This is a genomic window from Pseudomonas sp. QTF5, from assembly GCF_000512695.2.
GTDB lineage: Bacteria > Pseudomonadota > Gammaproteobacteria > Pseudomonadales > Pseudomonadaceae > Aquipseudomonas.
This window is the reverse complement of record NZ_AZRW02000005.1, coordinates 27898-43930: the sequence shown is the minus strand read 5'-3', so window position 1 is coordinate 43930 and position 16033 is coordinate 27898. Positions and strand designations below refer to the sequence as shown.

16 protein-coding genes are annotated in these 16033 nt (G+C 58.2%); 6 read left to right on the top strand and 10 right to left on the bottom strand.

Annotated features, from left to right (window positions below; translation table 11 throughout):
• Positions 1-98 precede the first annotated feature (98 nt).
• Entirely contained in the window at positions 99-584 is a 486-nt protein-coding gene (locus IC37_RS05595; protein ID WP_030131884.1) for a GyrI-like domain-containing protein, read from the bottom strand.
• A gap of 66 nt (positions 585-650) precedes the next feature.
• Complete coding sequence (locus IC37_RS05590) at positions 651-1313, bottom strand: LysE family translocator (RefSeq protein ID WP_030131883.1); 663 nt, start codon at positions 1311-1313, stop codon at positions 651-653.
• Positions 1314-1451: 138 nt separating this feature from the next.
• Here IC37_RS05590 and alaC point away from each other — a divergent pair, with 138 nt between their 5' ends.
• Positions 1452-2669 (top strand): alanine transaminase, encoded by a 1218-nt coding sequence (gene alaC / locus IC37_RS05585; RefSeq protein ID WP_030131882.1) that lies wholly within the window; start codon positions 1452-1454, stop codon positions 2667-2669.
• A gap of 347 nt (positions 2670-3016) precedes the next feature.
• Here alaC and IC37_RS05580 read toward each other — a convergent pair whose 3' ends face one another.
• On the bottom strand, positions 3017-4369 hold the full coding sequence (locus IC37_RS05580) for a GntP family permease (protein WP_030131881.1): 1353 nt from the start codon (positions 4367-4369) through the stop codon (positions 3017-3019).
• Positions 4370-4450: 81 nt separating this feature from the next.
• Positions 4451-4984, bottom strand: coding sequence for a gluconokinase (locus IC37_RS05575; protein ID WP_030131880.1), 534 nt, complete (start codon positions 4982-4984; stop codon positions 4451-4453).
• Between the two features lie 215 nt (positions 4985-5199).
• Between IC37_RS05575 and IC37_RS05570 the strand changes: the two genes are divergently transcribed.
• Both IC37_RS05570 and IC37_RS05565 read left to right on the top strand, forming a co-directional pair.
• Entirely contained in the window at positions 5200-6231 is a 1032-nt protein-coding gene (locus IC37_RS05570; RefSeq protein WP_030131879.1) for a LacI family DNA-binding transcriptional regulator, read from the top strand.
• Between the two features lie 67 nt (positions 6232-6298).
• Positions 6299-6931, top strand: coding sequence for a glutathione S-transferase family protein (locus tag IC37_RS05565; RefSeq protein WP_030131878.1), 633 nt, complete (start codon positions 6299-6301; stop codon positions 6929-6931).
• 116 nt (positions 6932-7047) lie between these two features.
• Here the strand turns inward: IC37_RS05565 and IC37_RS05560 are convergent, their stop codons facing one another.
• On the bottom strand, positions 7048-7980 hold the full coding sequence (locus IC37_RS05560) for a LysR family transcriptional regulator (RefSeq protein ID WP_051414881.1): 933 nt from the start codon (positions 7978-7980) through the stop codon (positions 7048-7050).
• A 99-nt stretch (positions 7981-8079) separates the two neighbouring features.
• On the opposite strand from IC37_RS05560, the gene gstA reads away from it, so the two are divergent.
• Positions 8080-8679 (top strand): glutathione transferase GstA, encoded by a 600-nt coding sequence (gene gstA / locus IC37_RS05555; RefSeq protein WP_030131876.1) that lies wholly within the window; start codon positions 8080-8082, stop codon positions 8677-8679.
• A 255-nt stretch (positions 8680-8934) separates the two neighbouring features.
• Positions 8935-9351 carry a GNAT family N-acetyltransferase gene (locus IC37_RS05550; RefSeq protein ID WP_030131875.1) on the top strand — a complete coding sequence of 139 codons (417 nt, stop codon included), beginning with the start codon at positions 8935-8937 and terminating at the stop codon, positions 9349-9351.
• Between the two features lie 139 nt (positions 9352-9490).
• Here the strand turns inward: IC37_RS05550 and def are convergent, their stop codons facing one another.
• From def to IC37_RS05535, 3 genes are all read right to left on the bottom strand, one after another.
• The gene (gene def, locus IC37_RS05545; RefSeq protein WP_030131874.1) at positions 9491-10030 is read right to left on the bottom strand and encodes a peptide deformylase; all 540 of its coding nucleotides are present in this window, start codon (positions 10028-10030) and stop codon (positions 9491-9493) included.
• Positions 10027-10971, bottom strand: a complete 945-nt coding sequence (locus IC37_RS05540; protein WP_030131873.1) for a YihY/virulence factor BrkB family protein — start codon at positions 10969-10971, stop codon at positions 10027-10029. The genes def and IC37_RS05540 overlap by 4 nt, the downstream gene beginning before the upstream one ends.
• Before the next feature lie 173 nt (positions 10972-11144).
• The gene (locus tag IC37_RS05535) at positions 11145-11336 is read right to left on the bottom strand and encodes a CsbD family protein (RefSeq protein WP_030131872.1); all 192 of its coding nucleotides are present in this window, start codon (positions 11334-11336) and stop codon (positions 11145-11147) included.
• A 201-nt stretch (positions 11337-11537) separates the two neighbouring features.
• On the opposite strand from IC37_RS05535, the gene IC37_RS05530 reads away from it, so the two are divergent.
• A complete protein-coding gene (locus tag IC37_RS05530; RefSeq protein WP_030131871.1) occupies positions 11538-11915 on the top strand; it encodes a hypothetical protein in 378 nt (125 codons plus the stop codon).
• Positions 11916-12069: 154 nt separating this feature from the next.
• Here IC37_RS05530 and fadD1 read toward each other — a convergent pair whose 3' ends face one another.
• Both fadD1 and fadD2 read right to left on the bottom strand, forming a co-directional pair.
• Positions 12070-13770 (bottom strand): long-chain-fatty-acid--CoA ligase FadD1, encoded by a 1701-nt coding sequence (gene fadD1, locus IC37_RS05520; RefSeq protein WP_030131870.1) that lies wholly within the window; start codon positions 13768-13770, stop codon positions 12070-12072.
• Between the two features lie 380 nt (positions 13771-14150).
• Positions 14151-15839: a long-chain-fatty-acid--CoA ligase FadD2 gene (gene fadD2, locus IC37_RS05515; RefSeq protein ID WP_030131869.1), complete on the bottom strand. Its 1689-nt coding sequence runs from the start codon at positions 15837-15839 to the stop codon at positions 14151-14153.
• Positions 15840-16033 lie beyond the last annotated feature (194 nt).

The window sequence follows — 16033 nt, the reverse complement described above, 5'->3', positions numbered from 1 at the left end:
GGCAGCTCGGAATCGGCGTGGGAAAGGTTGGGGATCATAAATCAGCAACAACCCGACATCGAGAGGCGAATCACCGACCCGCCTCTCGATCCAGGCCATTACGCCTTGAGCGGCAGCCAGATTTCCAGCACGCCGGTATTGAGCTTCGGGTTGAAATCGTCGCTGTAGCGTTCGAACTCCGGAGCGTCCGCCGCTTCATGACCGGACTTCGGCAGCCAGGTTTTCCAGATGTATTGAAAGGTCTGGGGCAAGGCATCCAGCGAGCCCTTGTGTTCGAAGACTGCATACTTCTGAGGCTGAACTTCGATCCAGCGGTACTTCTCGGGCAGGTCGTCGAGCTTGCTGATTTCGACACCGGCGATGTATTCGAAACCACCCTTGCCATCCGGATTGCAGCAGATGCCGTAGGTTACTTCGCTTTTCTGACCGGGAATTTTGCCAATCTCAGGAATGAATTTCTCCCATAGGTCGGGGATCGCTTTGGTCGTATCCGCAGTAAATCGTCCACCAAGCCCCGCTATGAGCATGAAGTGCCCGTTTTCGAAGCGTGGCTCGGCCGTTTCGACGCCTGATTGCTCATCCATGGCTCAACTCCTTGTACAAAAAGTGGGTTCGGCTGGGAGTATAGAAGCCAAATCCGATTCGCCCAATTACAGTGCATGCAACTGTTCGACGACACCCGGACCGATAAACTCGTTGTAACCCGATAGGATCACGTAGACCGCGAAATAGCAGAAGATCGCTGCCGATGCCATGTAGGAATAACGCAGCAGTTTGTCGCCGAGCAATTTTCCTCCGTGGCTCGCTGCGAAGCACAGACCGACACACCAGAGCACTCCGGCGCACAGGAAGCCGCCGAGAAACAGCGCCGAGCTGAGCGCGTCACCGCCGCCGGAGCGGGCGATCAGCGAGCCGCCCACCGCGGCGAACCAGAGAATGGCACTGGGCGATGACATGGCGAGAAAAATTCCGCGAAAAAACTCCTTGCGATGGGAGTTGTGACCGACTTCAGCGGTCTGCGCCAACAGCGCTTCATGGTGAATCGCCGAATAAATCATCTTCGCCGCGAAATACACCAGCAACGTCGACCCGCCAATCCACAACACCCAGCGCACGGTTTCGTACTGCAGCAATACGGTCATGCCGGCCAATGCCAGTACCGCGTAAATCAGGTCGCCGACACACGTCCCCAACCCCAGCGCAAAGCCTTGAAAATAGCCGCGCTGCATCGCCAGCGTGATCATCGCGATATTGGCCACGCCGATGTCCAGGCACAGCGAAAGGCTCAACAAGAAGCCACTGGTAAATTCCATCGACCATATCCTTGGGAAAAAATTATTGATGCGCAGGCTAGACAGTTTGCCACGACTGCCCTTACATTCCGCCACAGGCCACCGCAGTGGCCAGCGTCGCTCGGACGGTTCCGGGCGCTTACGTTATCCGAGGCAACAATGGCCGAACAAGGTTCGCCGCGCCGCTTTGCGCGCATAGATCGACTCCCCCCTTACGTTTTCAACATCACTGCCGAGCTGAAGATGGCCGCCCGTCGTCGTGGCGAAGACATCATCGACTTGAGCATGGGCAACCCCGACGGCGCCACGCCGCCGCACATTGTCGAAAAACTCGTCACTGTCGCCCAGCGCGAAGACACTCATGGCTATTCCACGTCCAAAGGGATTCCGCGCCTGCGCCGGGCGATTTCCAATTGGTACAAGGATCGCTACGCGGTCGACATCGACCCGGAAACCGAAGCCATCGTCACCATCGGCTCCAAGGAAGGTCTGGCGCATTTGATGCTGGCCACCCTCGACCAGGGCGACACTGTGCTGGTGCCGAACCCGAGCTACCCGATTCACATCTACGGTGCGGTGATTGCCGGCGCCCAGGTGCGGTCGGTGCCGCTGATTCCTGGCGTTGATTTCTTCGCCGAACTGGAACGGGCGATTCGCGGCTCGATCCCGAAACCGAAGATGATGATCCTCGGCTTCCCGTCCAACCCCACCGCCCAGTGCGTGGAGCTGGATTTCTTCGAGCGGGTGATCGCCCTCGCCAAGCAGTACGATGTTTTGGTGGTGCACGACCTGGCCTACGCCGACATCGTCTATGACGGCTGGAAAGCCCCGTCGATCATGCAAGTGCCCGGCGCCAAGGACATTGCGGTGGAGTTTTTCACCCTGTCCAAGAGCTACAACATGGCCGGCTGGCGCATCGGTTTCATGGTCGGCAACCCGGAGCTGGTCAACGCCCTGGCGCGGATCAAGAGCTACCACGACTACGGCACCTTTACCCCGCTACAAGTCGCGGCCATCGCAGCGCTGGAAGGCGATCAGCAGTGCGTCAAAGACATTGCCGATCAGTATCGGCAGCGGCGCAACGTGCTGGTCAAAGGTCTGCATGAACTGGGCTGGATGGTCGAAAACCCGAAAGCGTCGATGTATGTCTGGGCCAAGATTCCCGAGGCTTATGCACACTTGGGTTCGCTGGAATTCGCCAAAAAACTGCTGGCCGAGGCCAAGGTCTGTGTCTCGCCGGGTGTGGGATTTGGCGAGTATGGAGATGATCACGTGCGCTTCGCCCTGATCGAAAACCAGGACCGGATTCGTCAGGCCGTGCGGGGGATTCGCGGGATGTTCCGGGCGGATGGGCTAGTCACCAAAACCAACGCCTGACACACAAAACCCGGTGGGAACAAACATCTGTGGCGAGGGAGTCCGCCCAGCCTGCGATGAGGCTGCGCTGTCGCGCAGAGAACATGCCGATAAATCGGCAAATAAATTTATCTTTAAAATCAATGAGATAAATTTTGTTCTATAAGAGCTTGCTCCCGCTGGGTCGCGAAGCGGCCCCAAAACCAATCACCGTGTTTTTTCAGATAGAACAGGTGGACGGATTTACGACTGCTGCGCAGCCGAGCGGGAGCAAGCTCCCTCGCCACAAAAAGCTTGCTCGACATTGGGTTAGATCTCACCCACAAAAAAACCGCATTGCTGCGGTTTTTTTGTGTTTGCCGATCGTGTCAGACGAACAACGACAACAGCAGGATAAAGCCCAGGCCCACCACGGACAGGATGGTTTCCATCGCGGTCCAGGTCTTGAAGGTTTCCGCCACGGTCATGTTGAAGTACTGCTTCACCAACCAGAACCCTGCGTCGTTGACGTGGGACAGGATCAGCGAACCGGCACCGGTGGCCAGCACCAGCAGCTCACGGTTCACACCCGGAATCATCCCTACCACCGGCACCACAATGCCAGCGCCAGTAATGGTCGCTACGGTCGCTGAACCGGTCGCGATACGAATCACCGCCGCCACCAGCCAGGCCAGAAGGATTGGCGAGATCTGCGCTTCCACCGCCATGTTGCCGATGACATTACCCACACCGCTGGTCACCAGCATCTGCTTGAAGCCGCCACCGGCCCCGATGATCAGGATGATCGCGGCGGTCGGCGCAAGGCTCGCGTCCAGCCATTTGAGCATCTGTTGCGAACCGATGCCCTGCTTGTAGCCGAAGGTGTACAGCGACAGCAGCAATGCCAGCAGGAGCGCCGAGATCGGGTGACCGATCAGGTCCATAAAGGTGCGGAAGAAGTTGCCGTCCGGCAGCGCCACATCGGCAAAGGTCTTGAGCAGCATGAGGAACACTGGCGACAGCACAGTGATCAGGGTGATGCCGAAGCTAGGCAGATCGCCTGCATCCTCATCGCGCACCAGTTGATCCACCAGTTCCTGATTCGGATGACCAGGAATGTGCTTGGCAATGAACGTACCGAAGATCGGGCCGGCAATAATGGCCGTCGGCAGCGCAACGATCAGGCCGTAAAGGATAGTTTTACCGATGTCGGCACCGAACACGCCGATGGCCAGCAACGGACCCGGGTGCGGCGGAACCAGACCGTGCACGGCGGACAGACCGGCCAGCAGCGGGATACCGATCTTGATGATTGACACGCCGGTGCGACGGGCGACGATGAACACCAGCGGGATCAGCAGCACGAAGCCGATTTCGAAGAACAGCGGGATGCCGACGAGGAAGGCCGCGAACATCATGGCCCACTGCACCTTGTCCTTGCCGAAGGCTCGAATCAGGGTCTGGGCGATCTGGTCCGCCCCGCCCGACTCGGCCATCATTTTGCCGAGCATGGTGCCCAGCGCCAGAATGATCCCGACAAAACCGAGCACCCCACCGAAGCCGTCCTGGAACGCCTTGATGATGGTGCCGATCGGCATGCCGGAAGTCAGCCCGAGAAAGGCAGCGGCGATGATCAGGGCAATGAACGGGTGAAACTTGAACTTGGTAATCAGGACGATAAGCCCGATCACCGTGACCACTGCATCTAGCAGCAGAAACGTCTCGTGGGACATGCCAAACATTAGGGGTGTCTCCTGGTTGTTGTTGTTATTAAAGCGGTTAATCAGAAGCCGTCAGGACAGCGCTATCTCTTGGAGTAAAACTCAACTGGCGAGTTTCAAGCCATGATCGAGCCACCAGGCATGTGCCTGCTTCGCCAATTCATCGACGCTATGGCTGGACGCATCCAGAGCCAGGGTCAGGGGCTCACCAACAGGCGATTCAAGTGTGGCGAACTGGCTGTCGATCAAGGTCGACGGCATGAAGTGGCCCGGCCGATGAGACACACGATCGGCGGCGACTTCGGGGGTCAGCTCAAGGAAAACGAAGCCCAGGCCCGGCAAGGCACTGCGCAAGCGTTCGCGGTAACTGTGTTTGAGGGCCGAGCAAGTCAGCACTGGGCGTTCGCCCTTGGCATCAATGCGGCGCAGTTCATCGCACAAGCTGTCGAGCCAGCCGGCACGGTCTTCATCGTTCAGGGGGATACCCGCGCTCATCTTTTCGATATTGGCCGCAGGGTGGAAAGTGTCGCCTTCGATGGCGGTCGCGCCGCTAAGCTGGCACAGGGACTGGCTGACGCACGTCTTGCCGCAACCGGCAACGCCCATGATGACCAGGGCGGTGATGGGATGATTCATGTAACACCTCAGCGCGCAGACAGCGCTACCTTTGCTACGTAAGACTCCAGTGCAAAAGCAGAAGTTGCCGACGCCTTCTTGTCATTTTTGTGGGTTGCAGCATGTTCGTTCTCGATGCCAAAAAGCGAGGATCAGGCAAACCCCGCTCATGCATTTGCAGCCGCCTCGAGACAGCGCTACCTTAGTGCCTTGAATTTTGTTTGGCAAGCCGTCCGATGATTACCCCTAAAAACGATAAAAATACTCGCACCACTGGCCGCCCTACCCTCAACGAAGTCGCGCGCCTGGCCGGTGTCAGCCCGATTACCGCGTCCCGCGCCCTGCGCGGCGTGAGCACGGTGGCCACCGAACTGGTGGAAAAAGTCCAGAAGGCCGCCCTCGACCTGAACTACGTGGTTAACCCCGCAGCCCGTGCCCTGGCCTCGGCCCAGAGCCATTCCGTGGTGGTTTTGGTGCCATCGCTGTCCAACCTGCTGTTCATCGACACGCTGGAAGCCATTCATCAGGTTTTGCGACCAAAGGGCTTCGAAGTCCTGATCGGCAACTTCCATTACTCGCGCGATGAAGAAGAAAACCTGCTGCGCAATTACATGGCTTATCAGCCTCGCGGCTTGTTGCTGACCGGTTTCGACCGCACCGAAAGTTCGCGGCGAATGATCGAGGCCAGCAACATTCCCAGCGTCTACATGATGGAACTGGACAGTGCAGCCGGGCTCAATTGCGTCGGTTTTTCTCAAGTCGCTGCCGGCGAAACCGCGGCTGAGCATTTGCTCTCCCGCGGTCGCAGACGCCTGGCCTACATCGGCGCGCAGCTGGATCAACGCACACTGCTACGTGGCGAAGGTTTCCGTCGCGCGCTGCAAAAGGCCAATTTGTATGATCCAGCCCTGGAAGTGCTGACCCCGCGCGCCTCCTCCGTGGGGTTGGGTGGTGAACTGTTCCTGCAACTGCTCGCCAGCCATCCCGATGTCGATGCGATCTTCTTCGGCAACGACGACCTGGCCCAGGGCGCACTGCTCGAAGCCCTGCGCTGTGGCATCAAGATCCCCGAACAGGTGGCGATCCTCGGCTTCAACGACCTGCCGGCCTCGGCTCACATGGTCCCGCGCCTAAGCAGCATCAGCACCCCACGCGAGGCCATTGGCCGTCGCTCTGCGGAGCTGATGCTGACCTTGCTGGCCGGCAATTCAGTGACCAAACCGGTGCAGGATATGGGGTTTGAATTGAAGGTGCGCGAGAGCACCTGACGCGCGACCATTCCCATGCTCCGCGTGCTAGATTCCCGATACCTGGAACAGCAAACGGAGAAGCTCAATGGGACATACGCTGAAGATTTTGGGTCGGGCCTCGTCAATCAACGTCAGAAAAGTCCTGTGGACCTGCGACGAACTGGGGGTTTCATACGAACGCGAAGACTGGGGCAGCGGCTTCGCATCGACCCAGAGCCCGGAATTTCTCCAGCTCAACCCCAATGCACAAGTGCCGGTCCTCATCGATGAAGCCGGCGTGCTGTGGGAGTCGAATACCATTTGCCGGTACCTGGCCGGCAAACACCAAAACACTGACCTGTTGCCCATTGAACCGGCAGCCCGCGCTCGCGTAGAGCAGTGGATGGACTGGCAAGCCACCGAACTCAACCCGTCATGGGGCTACGCATTTTTTGCGCTGGTCCGGCAATCGCCGAACTTCCAGGACTCGCAGCGGATTGCTGATGGCGTTCGCGGCTGGAACGCGAAAATGGGCATCCTCGAACAGCAACTCGCGACAACCGATGCGTATGTTGCCGGACCACACTTCACACTGGCCGATATTCTCATCGGGTTGTCGGTCAACCGCTGGCGCATGACACCGATGGAGCGCCCGGACTACCTCGCCGTCGACGCCTATTGCCAACGACTGGCGCTACGGCCGGGGTTCATGGAACACGCCTGTAATGGTGTGCCTTGATTTCGCCTGAACGACTAACTCGGTCCGCCCCTGAACGGGCGATCGACCCACACGGATAATGCCAATCAGTTAGGCACGGAACCTGTGGGAGCGGGCTTGCTCGCGAAGGCGGTGTATCAGGCGACATCAATGTTGATTGTGTCGCCGTCTTCGCGAGCAAGCCCGCTCCCACATGGATTGCGCTCTGCAAGCATACCCAACAACGCCCGCACCGCCGCCGAAGGTTCTTTGTTGGGCGCGACCATCAAGGCAAACTCGCGATCGATACGCGGCGTCACGGGCACGACACGCAGGCCTTGGCGATTACTCGGCAGGGTCATTTCCGGTACCAGGGTCACACCGATATTTTCCCGCACCAGAGTGAACGCACTGCTCCACTCTCGCACCTCGGCCCGCACATCCAGCAGTTTCAGCCCGGCATCGGCGGCCAGACTGCGGGCATTGGTCGAACAACCGCCCGTGGCCAGCACAAAGGGTTGCTCCGCCAGTTCCGCCAGTGAGACGCCCCCTTCATTCGAGCGGCGCGCCAAGGGGTGTCCACCGGGAAGAACCGCCACCCAGGCATCTCGCCCCAAACGACCGGCATTGCGCGCGGGTGCCGGGTTCAACGCCACGCCGACATCCACCAGCCCGTCACTGAGCAACGCTTCCACTTCATCGTCGCTGACTTCCAGCGCCACCACTTGAATGCCGGGATACAGTCGATTGAACTGGCGCAGCAGCGGCGGCAGAAAGGTCGCCAGCACCAACGGGAAACTGGCCAGGCGAATCGTCCCACGCTGGATATCTTTAGTGGCGTCGACGGTACTACGAATGTTCTCCAGAGCACCGAGCATGGTTCGCGCCTGTTCGATCACAGGCAAGCCGATGGCGGTCGGCAAGGTCTGACGGTTTTCCCGGCTGAACAGCTGAACGCCCAGGGTTTCTTCGATCAGTGCCAGCGCCTGACTGGCACCGGACTGGGTCATTCCGACCCGCTCGGCGGCCCGGGTAATGTTGCCGGTATCGGCCACCGCCACCACCATTCGCCAGTGCATCAGGTTCATCATGGCAGTAGCTTTCCTAATGGCAGTTTTCTGAAAGATTAATTTTACCGAGCGTGCCGCGCACTATGACACTGGCGCAAATCCGCAACCAGAGCCCTGCCCATGAAGTTGTATTACGCCCCGCAAGCCTGCTCATTGGCGCCGCACATTGTGCTGCGCGAACTGGATTTGCCGTTCGAGTCGGTCCGCGTCGACAACAGTACCAAGCAAACCATCACTGGCGAGGACTTCCTCGCCATCAACCCCAAAGGCTACGTCGCGGCGTTGCAGCTGGAAAACGGCGATGTGCTGACCGAAGGCCCGGTGATCCTGCAATACCTGGCGGATCTACGGCCTGAGGCGAACCTGGCACCGGCAAACGGGACGTTCGAGCGGGTGCGTTTGCAGGAATGGCTGAACTTCGTTTCGACCGAGATTCATGGCGGGCTGGGTTGGCTGTTCAACTCACAGTTTCCGGATGATGCGAAAACGCTCATCAAAGAGAAATTGTTCAAGCGCTTTATCGTGTTGAATCAGACGCTGGAGCGGCAGGATTATTTGATGGCTGGCGAATTTGGTATTGCTGATGCGTATCTGTTTACGGTACTGCGCTGGACTCAGGTGTTTGGCATCGATTTGAATCGGTGGCCGGCGCTGGCGCGGTTTCAGATACGGATTGATCAACGGCCAAGCGTGAAAGCGGCGTTGGCTGCGGAGGGATAAAAAACAAGGAGCCCGAAAACTCAGGCTCCCTTGACGCGGGATCAGTGGCCGAATACACCCACCTTCTTGGCTTTCTTGTCCGCACGCTTCTCAATCGCGGTTTTCGCCGGCTTTTTCTTCGCCGCTTTCTTTGAATCCATACCTTTGGACATGATACGTACTCCACTCAGACCGGATGTGAGATCAGGTATACACCTATCCCCGCGCGCGTGTTCTTTTATAATCACCCGCTTTGCATACCGACTGTCCGAGCCCATGCCCAACACCCAATACACCTTGCTCGACGAGCCGTTATGGCCGTTGATGAACAAGTTTTACCGCGCCCACCAATCGTCGATGAAAGCTGTGCGCGATGCTCGGCTGTGGGTCGCAAAACGCGATGAAATCATCGCAGCGTTATGTTTGCGCCCAGTGGCCGGCGGGCATTGGCTGACCGGGCTGTTCGTCGACCCGCGTTGTCGCGAACAAGGGATCGCTGCGGCGTTGATTGCCCACGCCATCAAGAACCTCGAAGAACCAGTCTGGTTGTTCTGTCATCCGGATTTACGTGGCTTTTATGAGCGCCGCGGTTTTACGTTCGACCCGCCCCTGCCCTACGCCATGGCTGAACGGTTGAACCGTTATGCGCGCAGCAAACCGATGATTGCCATGGGACTGGAACCGAAGCACTAAAGACCTGTGAAGATTTAAATGTGGGAGCGGGCTTGCTCGCGAAGAGGCCGTCACATCCGACATCTCTGTCGACTGACACTCCGCTTTCGCGAGCAAGCCCGCTCCCACATTGGCTTTGTGTTGGATTCGAAGGGCGGTGTCAGTCATCCGCCGCAGGGTCGAGGTCAGGGAACATCACCTCGGTAAACCCGAATTTGCTGAAATCACTGATGCGCGACGGGTATAACCGGCCGATCAGGTGATCGCATTCATGCTGCACCACCCGCGCGTGAAATCCTGAGGCAATGCGCACGATCGGCTCGCCCTTGGGATCGAAGCCTTCATAACGAATCTGCTGATAGCGATCCACCGCCCCCCGCAGCCCCGGCACCGACAGGCAGCCTTCGAAACCCTCTTCGAGGGTCGGGCTCAACGGCGTGATCAGCGGGTTGATCAGAATCGTCTGCGGTACCGCTTCGGCGTCCGGATAGCGTTCGCTGTGCTCAAAACCAAAGATCACCAGTTGCAGGTCGACACCGATCTGCGGCGCGGCCAGGCCAACTCCGCCGACGCTTTCCATGGTCTGGAACATGTCGTCGATCAATTGCCACAACTCGGGGCTGTCGAACATTTCTGCCGGCACCGGCGGGGCAATGCGCAGCAGGCGCTCATCGCCCATTCTCAGAATGTCACGGATCATTTTATGGCTTCGTCAGTGGTCGGCTTGATTGAGTGGTCCCGTCCCAGTCCCGAAACGTGTTGTTTGGGTTCTTCGGGCACCTTTTCGCCAGGTTTTTTGCCTTCGGTCGACATGTGCTCGATCGCTGCGTTCATTTCCGCGCCCAGCAACAGCACCGCGGCGGAAATATAGAAGTACAGCAACAACACGATGATCGCGCCGATACTGCCATACATGGCGTTGTAATTGGCGAAGGTTTTGACGTAAAGACCAAAGCCCAGCGAAGCGATAATCCAGACCACCACGGACAACACCGCACCCGGGGTGATGAAGCGAAACTCTTGTTTGACGTCGGGCATGACGTAGTAAATCAGCGCCACCGCCATCATCAGCAGAACGACGATCACCGGCCAGCGCACAATAGTCCATAAGGTCACGATGAAATCTTCGAGGCCGACTTGCGCGGCGATCCAGCCCATCACCTGCGGCCCGAGCACCATCAGCGCGGCAGCGATCAGCAACATACCGGCGATGCCAATGGTGTAGAAAATCGACAGCGGAAAACGTTTCCAGACCGGACGCCCTTCGACCACGTCGTACGCGGCGTTCATTGCGCTCATCATCAGCCGCACACCGGCGGACGCGGTCCACAGGGCGATCACGATACCCACCGACAGCAACCCCCCCTCCGATTGCTGGAGTTGGTCGATCACCGGGTTCACCTGCTCCAGCGCCTGGGGCGGCAGAACCAGTTCCGATTGCAGGCGCAGCCAGGAGAAAAAGTCCGGCAAGTGCAGAAAACCGATCAAGGCGATCAGGAACAGGATGAAAGGAAACAACGAGAACAACATCTGATAGGCCAGCGCCGAGGCATAGGTCGACATCTCGTCGTCGACGAACTCGGTGACCGTGCGCATCATCACGCGATGCAGGGGCAAACCTTTCATGGTCGGAAAAAACATTAGCGTCTCCTTTCGCCGCAAAAAGGTTGAAGTCAAGGCGACTCAGGGGCCGTTTTCTACATCAAAGTAGCCTACTTGGCGACTTCGAAACAATTACAGGGACCATCCCGCTTATTCGACACAAAAACGGCCATCCGTGGATGGCCGCGCTCTTGCACTTGTCAAAGGCCGAATCAAGCCTTGTCGACACCTTTTTTGATGGCGTCCTTGGCTTTGCCAACCGCTTGCTGCGCCTCGCCTTTCTTCTCCTGCACCACGCCTTCGGCGCGCATTTTGTCACTACCGGTGACCTTGCCAACGCCTTGTTTGACGTTGCCGGCCGCTTCGTTTGCCATGCCTTTCACTTTATCGCCAGTGCTGCTCATGGTATTTCTCCTGTGAACATTTCAACGGGGAAAGTCGTTACACAAGGATTGACCCAAGGCCTTTGCGCGGAGTTTCATTTATTTTGCAGCAGAACATTTCATCGTTCCAGGCAGGTTAGGCTTTATGTTTTCAGGCTTTGCCCGGAGAATGCGCAACGTATTCAGGCCATGGCGCTGAAGATCCAATCCCGTAGGAAAGTTATGAAACTCGATAAAAAGCAGGCCATTGCCCGCAGAAACCAGGAACTCGGCGGTGCAGTGCTTGGCGTCAACAACTGCCATTTCACCGAATTGAACCGCAACCGCAATATCTTCTGGTTCGATATTCCGGTCGCGCGCCTGGCCGTTGGTCAGTACGAATGGATTCACTTGCTGATGCACACCCCGGATACCGACGAACTGCTGCACCTGAAAGTGCCGACAGTGTTCCTGCGCGAGAAACTCGAAGGCCTGGTGGTGCGCAACCAGGGCAAGCGCAAGGCAGCCCTGAGTCTGGAACTGAGCGCCGACAAGGACTCCTACCTGCAGGACATGCGCCCGGCCGGCACCAACGTTGATTTCGCGCAGTTCCGCCTGTAAGTTGATCGTTCCCACGCTCTGCGTGGGAATGCCGCCACGGACGCTCCGCGTCCGATGCTGGGACGCAGAGCGTCCCGGGCTGCGTTACCACGCAGAGCGTGGGAACGATCAGTCAGGCAACAAAAAGCCCCGTATCTGCGGGGCTTTTGTTTGACTAGGCGCTGACTTTCTTCACGCCCAGTTTCTTCAGCTCTTCGTCGCGCAGTTCGCGGCGCAGGATCTTGCCGACGTTGGTGGTCGGCAGCGCGTCGCGGAACTCCACGGCTTTGGGCACTTTGTAGCCGGTGACGTTGGCGCGCATGTGCTCCATCACCTGTTCCTTGGTCAGGGTCACACCCGGTTTGGCGACGATGAAAATCTTGATCGCCTCGCCCGACTTCTCGTCCGGCACACCGATGGCCGCGCATTGCAGAACGCCCGGCAGGGTCGCCAATACGTCTTCCAATTCGTTGGGGTACACGTTGAAACCGGAGACCAGGATCATGTCTTTCTTGCGATCGACAATGCGCATGTAACCGTCTGGCTGGATCAGCGCGATGTCACCGGTCTTCAACCAGCCTTCGCTATCGAGTATTTCATCGGTGGCATCCTGGCGCTGCCAGTAGCCCTTCATGACTTGCGGACCTTTCACACACAGCTCACCGATGGCGCCCAACGGCTGTTCAACACCGGCATCGTCGATGATTTTGCACAGGGTCGATGGCACCGGAATACCGATGGTGCCGATCTGGATGTTCTGGCTCGGGTTCACCGTGGCCACCGGGCTGGTTTCGGTCATGCCGTAACCTTCGCAGATCGGGCAACCGGTGACCGCTTTCCAGCGCTCGGCCGCGGCCAGTTGCAAGGCCATGCCGCCGGACAGGGTGATTTTCAGGCTGGAGAAATCCAGCTTGCGGAACGCTTCGTTGTTGCACAACGCGACGAACAGCGTGTTCAGGCCGACGAAACCGCTGAACTTCCATTTCGACAGTTCCTTGACCATCGCCGTCAGGTCGCGCGGGTTGCTGATCAGGATATTGTGGTTGCCGATCAGCATCATCGCCATGCAATGAAAGGTGAAGGCATAGATGTGGTAAAGCGGTAGCGGCGTGATCAGAATCTCGCAACCTTCGTTGAGGTTGGAGCCCATCAGCGCCTTGCACTGCAGCATGTTCGCCACCAGGTTGCGGTGGGTCAGCATTGCGCCCTTGGCCACGCCGGTAGTGCCGCCGGTGTATTGCAGCACGGCAACATCGCTGCTGGCGGGGTTGGCTTCAGCCACTGGCTGACCATGGCCCTTGCTCAGCACGTCATTGAATTTGATGGCCTTGGGCAAGTGATACGCCGGGACCATCTTCTTCACGTACTTGATGACGCTATTGATCAACAGGCGCTTGAGCGGCGGCAGCATATCTGCCACTTCAGTGACGATCACGTGCTTGACGCCGGTTTTCGGCACGACGGCCTCGGCCAGATGCGCCATGTTGGCCAGGCAGACCAAAGCCTTGGCACCGGAATCGTTGAATTGGTGTTCCATCTCCCGCGCGGTGTACAGCGGGTTGGTGTTGACCACGATCAGCCCGGCGCGGATCGCACCGAAGACGGCGATCGGGTACTGCAACACATTGGGCAGTTGCACGGCGATTCGATCACCGGGTTGCAAATCGGTATGCTGTTGCAGGTAAGCGGCAAAGGCACCGGACAATTCGTACAGCTCACCGTAGGTGATTGTCTTGCCCAGGTTGCTGAATGCCGGTTTGTCAGCGAAGCGTTGGCAGGATTGCTTCAACACTGCCTGAATATTCGGATACTCGTCTGGATTGATCTCGGCAGCAATTCCAGCTGGGTACTTATCCTTCCAAAAGTCTTCGATCATGGAAGCCCACTCCTCAGCAACGCGAATTCAAATACCGCATTTGATGCGATTATTATTGGTGTTTGATTATTGGTGAGTCTGGCTTTTAACAAGGCCGAGAAGTCACAAAGCGCGCCGAGAGTAGCAGCTTTGCCAAGGGGCTACCAGAGCCTAAATCGGCCTCCACGGTCACTTTAATGACTCAAGAATAGCAAGCGGTCATTTTAGAGCAAAAATTCTATAGAGCCTTAAAAGCCCTGTATTTTGGGCCTCTTCCCTCAAAAGCATCGCGGGCAAGCCCGCTCCCACAAGGTCCGCGTCGTACACATTCTTTGTGCACAACACTAAACCTGTGGGAGCGTGGCTTGCCCGCGATCGCGTGATGCGCGGCCATTCACCGATCAGGCGATCTCACGCAACTCCCGTCGCAGAATCTTGCCCACCGGCGTCATCGGCAATGACTCACGCAAGACGATGTGCTTGGGCACCTTGTACGCCGTGAAGTTTTCCTTGCAGTAAGCCTTCAGCTCTTCAAGGCTGACCCCGGATTCACGGGCCACCACAAACAACTTCACCGCTTCCCCCGAACGCTCGTCCGGCACGCCGATCACCGCGCAGTTGGCGACTTTCGGGTGGGCCATCACCACATCTTCGATCTCGTTCGGGTACACGTTGAAGCCCGAGACGATGATCATGTCTTTTTTTCGATCGACGATGCGCACGAAACCGTCCGGGTCGATCACCGCGATGTCACCCGACTTGAACCAGCCGTCGGCGTCCAGCACTTCGGCGGTGGCTTCGGGCTTCTGCCAGTAACCCTTCATGATCTGCGGGCCCTTGATGCACAGTTCGCCACGCTCGCCCAGCGGCTGCTCGACGCCTTCATCGTTGATCACTTTCAGTGTCGTACCCGGCACCGGCAGGCCTACAGTGCCGATGCGCGACTTGTCGCCATAAGGGTTGGTGCAGGCCACCGGCGAGGTTTCGGTCAGGCCGTAACCCTCGGTGATCCGGCAGCCGGTGAGCTGTTGCCAGCGCTCGGCCGTAGCCTTGACCAGCGCAGTGCCGCCGGAGTTGGTGAGTTTGAGACTGGAGAAATCCAGGCTCTTGAAGTCGGGATGATCCATCAGCGCGACGAACAGTGTGTTGAGCCCCAGCAGCGCCGAAAACCGCCAGTTCTTCAGTTCCTTGATGAAGGCGCCAATGTCCCGTGGATTGGTGATCAACACGTTGTGGTTGCCGGTCACCATCATGCACATGCAATTCGCCGTGAAGGCATAAATGTGATACAGCGGCAGCGGCGCGATCATCACTTCCTGGCCTTCGCGCAGCAGCGGTTGACCGTCAGCGCCGAATTGCCCCAGACACGCCCGCGCCTGCTGCATATTCGCCACCAGATTGCCGTGGGTCAGCATGGCGCCCTTGGCCAGCCCGGTGGTGCCGCCGGTGTATTGCAGAACGGCGATATCGTCGAGGCCGACGTTCAGCGGTTTGATGCCCAGGCCCCGGCCCAGACGCAGCGCGCTCTTGAAGGAAATAGCCTGCGGCAACGAATACGCCGGGACCATTTTCTTGACCTTGTCGACCACGGTATTGATCAGCCAGCCCTTGGCGGTGGGCATCAGGTCGCCCATCTTCGCTTCGATCAGGTACTGGATGTCGGTGTCGGGCAGCACTTCCTGGACCTTCTGTCCGAACACGTTCAGGTAGACCAGCGCCCGGGCACCGGAGTCCTTGAACTGATGACGCATCTCCCGCGCGGTGTACAACGGGTTGGTGTTGACCACGATCAGCCCGGCGCGCAAGGCACCGAACACGGCAATCGGATAATGCAGGACGTTGGGCATCTGCACCGCAATGCGATCCCCCGGCACCAGGTCGGTGTGGGCTTGCAGGTAACCGGCGAACGCTGCGCTGTAGCGTTCCAGTTCGGCGTAGGTCAGGGTCACGCCCATGTTGCTGAATGCCGGGCGGTCGGCAAATTTCTTGCAGGAACGCTCGAACACCTCGATCACCGACTTATAGACTCCAAGATCAATATCCAGGGGCACGCCGGCCGGGCGTTTGTCATTCCAGAAATCAGGTTGCATTATTTTTGTCCTCTTTACCTGAGCCTATCCGGGGGCCGCTTTCTGTCCTTCTCTCTCATTCCTCAAAAGCAGAAAGCGAAAAGCGGTGCTTCCCGGACACTAGCAGCTATGGTGAATCAGGCAAATATGCGCACGGGCGTCATAGATCGCGTGAATCTTGCTGCCCCGCCGTGGCCTGATCAGACGGTAGGCGA

Bases quoted from the DNA above. Each gene is read 5' to 3' on its own strand.
- IC37_RS05595 (WP_030131884.1), bottom strand. From the start codon at position 584: ATGGATGAGCAATCAGGCGTCGAAACGGCCGAGCCACGCTTCGAAAAC.
- IC37_RS05590 (WP_030131883.1), bottom strand. From the start codon at position 1,313: ATGGAATTTACCAGTGGCTTCTTGTTGAGCCTTTCGCTGTGCCTGGAC.
- alaC (WP_030131882.1), top strand. From the start codon at position 1,452: ATGGCCGAACAAGGTTCGCCGCGCCGCTTTGCGCGCATAGATCGACTC.
- IC37_RS05580 (WP_030131881.1), bottom strand. From the start codon at position 4,369: ATGTTTGGCATGTCCCACGAGACGTTTCTGCTGCTAGATGCAGTGGTC.
- IC37_RS05575 (WP_030131880.1), bottom strand. From the start codon at position 4,984: ATGAATCATCCCATCACCGCCCTGGTCATCATGGGCGTTGCCGGTTGC.
- IC37_RS05570 (WP_030131879.1), top strand. From the start codon at position 5,200: ATGATTACCCCTAAAAACGATAAAAATACTCGCACCACTGGCCGCCCT.
- IC37_RS05565 (WP_030131878.1), top strand. From the start codon at position 6,299: ATGGGACATACGCTGAAGATTTTGGGTCGGGCCTCGTCAATCAACGTC.
- IC37_RS05560 (WP_051414881.1), bottom strand. From the start codon at position 7,980: ATGATGAACCTGATGCACTGGCGAATGGTGGTGGCGGTGGCCGATACC.
- gstA (WP_030131876.1), top strand. From the start codon at position 8,080: ATGAAGTTGTATTACGCCCCGCAAGCCTGCTCATTGGCGCCGCACATT.
- IC37_RS05550 (WP_030131875.1), top strand. From the start codon at position 8,935: ATGCCCAACACCCAATACACCTTGCTCGACGAGCCGTTATGGCCGTTG.
- def (WP_030131874.1), bottom strand. From the start codon at position 10,030: ATGATCCGTGACATTCTGAGAATGGGCGATGAGCGCCTGCTGCGCATT.
- IC37_RS05540 (WP_030131873.1), bottom strand. From the start codon at position 10,971: ATGTTTTTTCCGACCATGAAAGGTTTGCCCCTGCATCGCGTGATGATG.
- IC37_RS05535 (WP_030131872.1), bottom strand. From the start codon at position 11,336: ATGAGCAGCACTGGCGATAAAGTGAAAGGCATGGCAAACGAAGCGGCC.
- IC37_RS05530 (WP_030131871.1), top strand. From the start codon at position 11,538: ATGAAACTCGATAAAAAGCAGGCCATTGCCCGCAGAAACCAGGAACTC.
- fadD1 (WP_030131870.1), bottom strand. From the start codon at position 13,770: ATGATCGAAGACTTTTGGAAGGATAAGTACCCAGCTGGAATTGCTGCC.
- fadD2 (WP_030131869.1), bottom strand. From the start codon at position 15,839: ATGCAACCTGATTTCTGGAATGACAAACGCCCGGCCGGCGTGCCCCTG.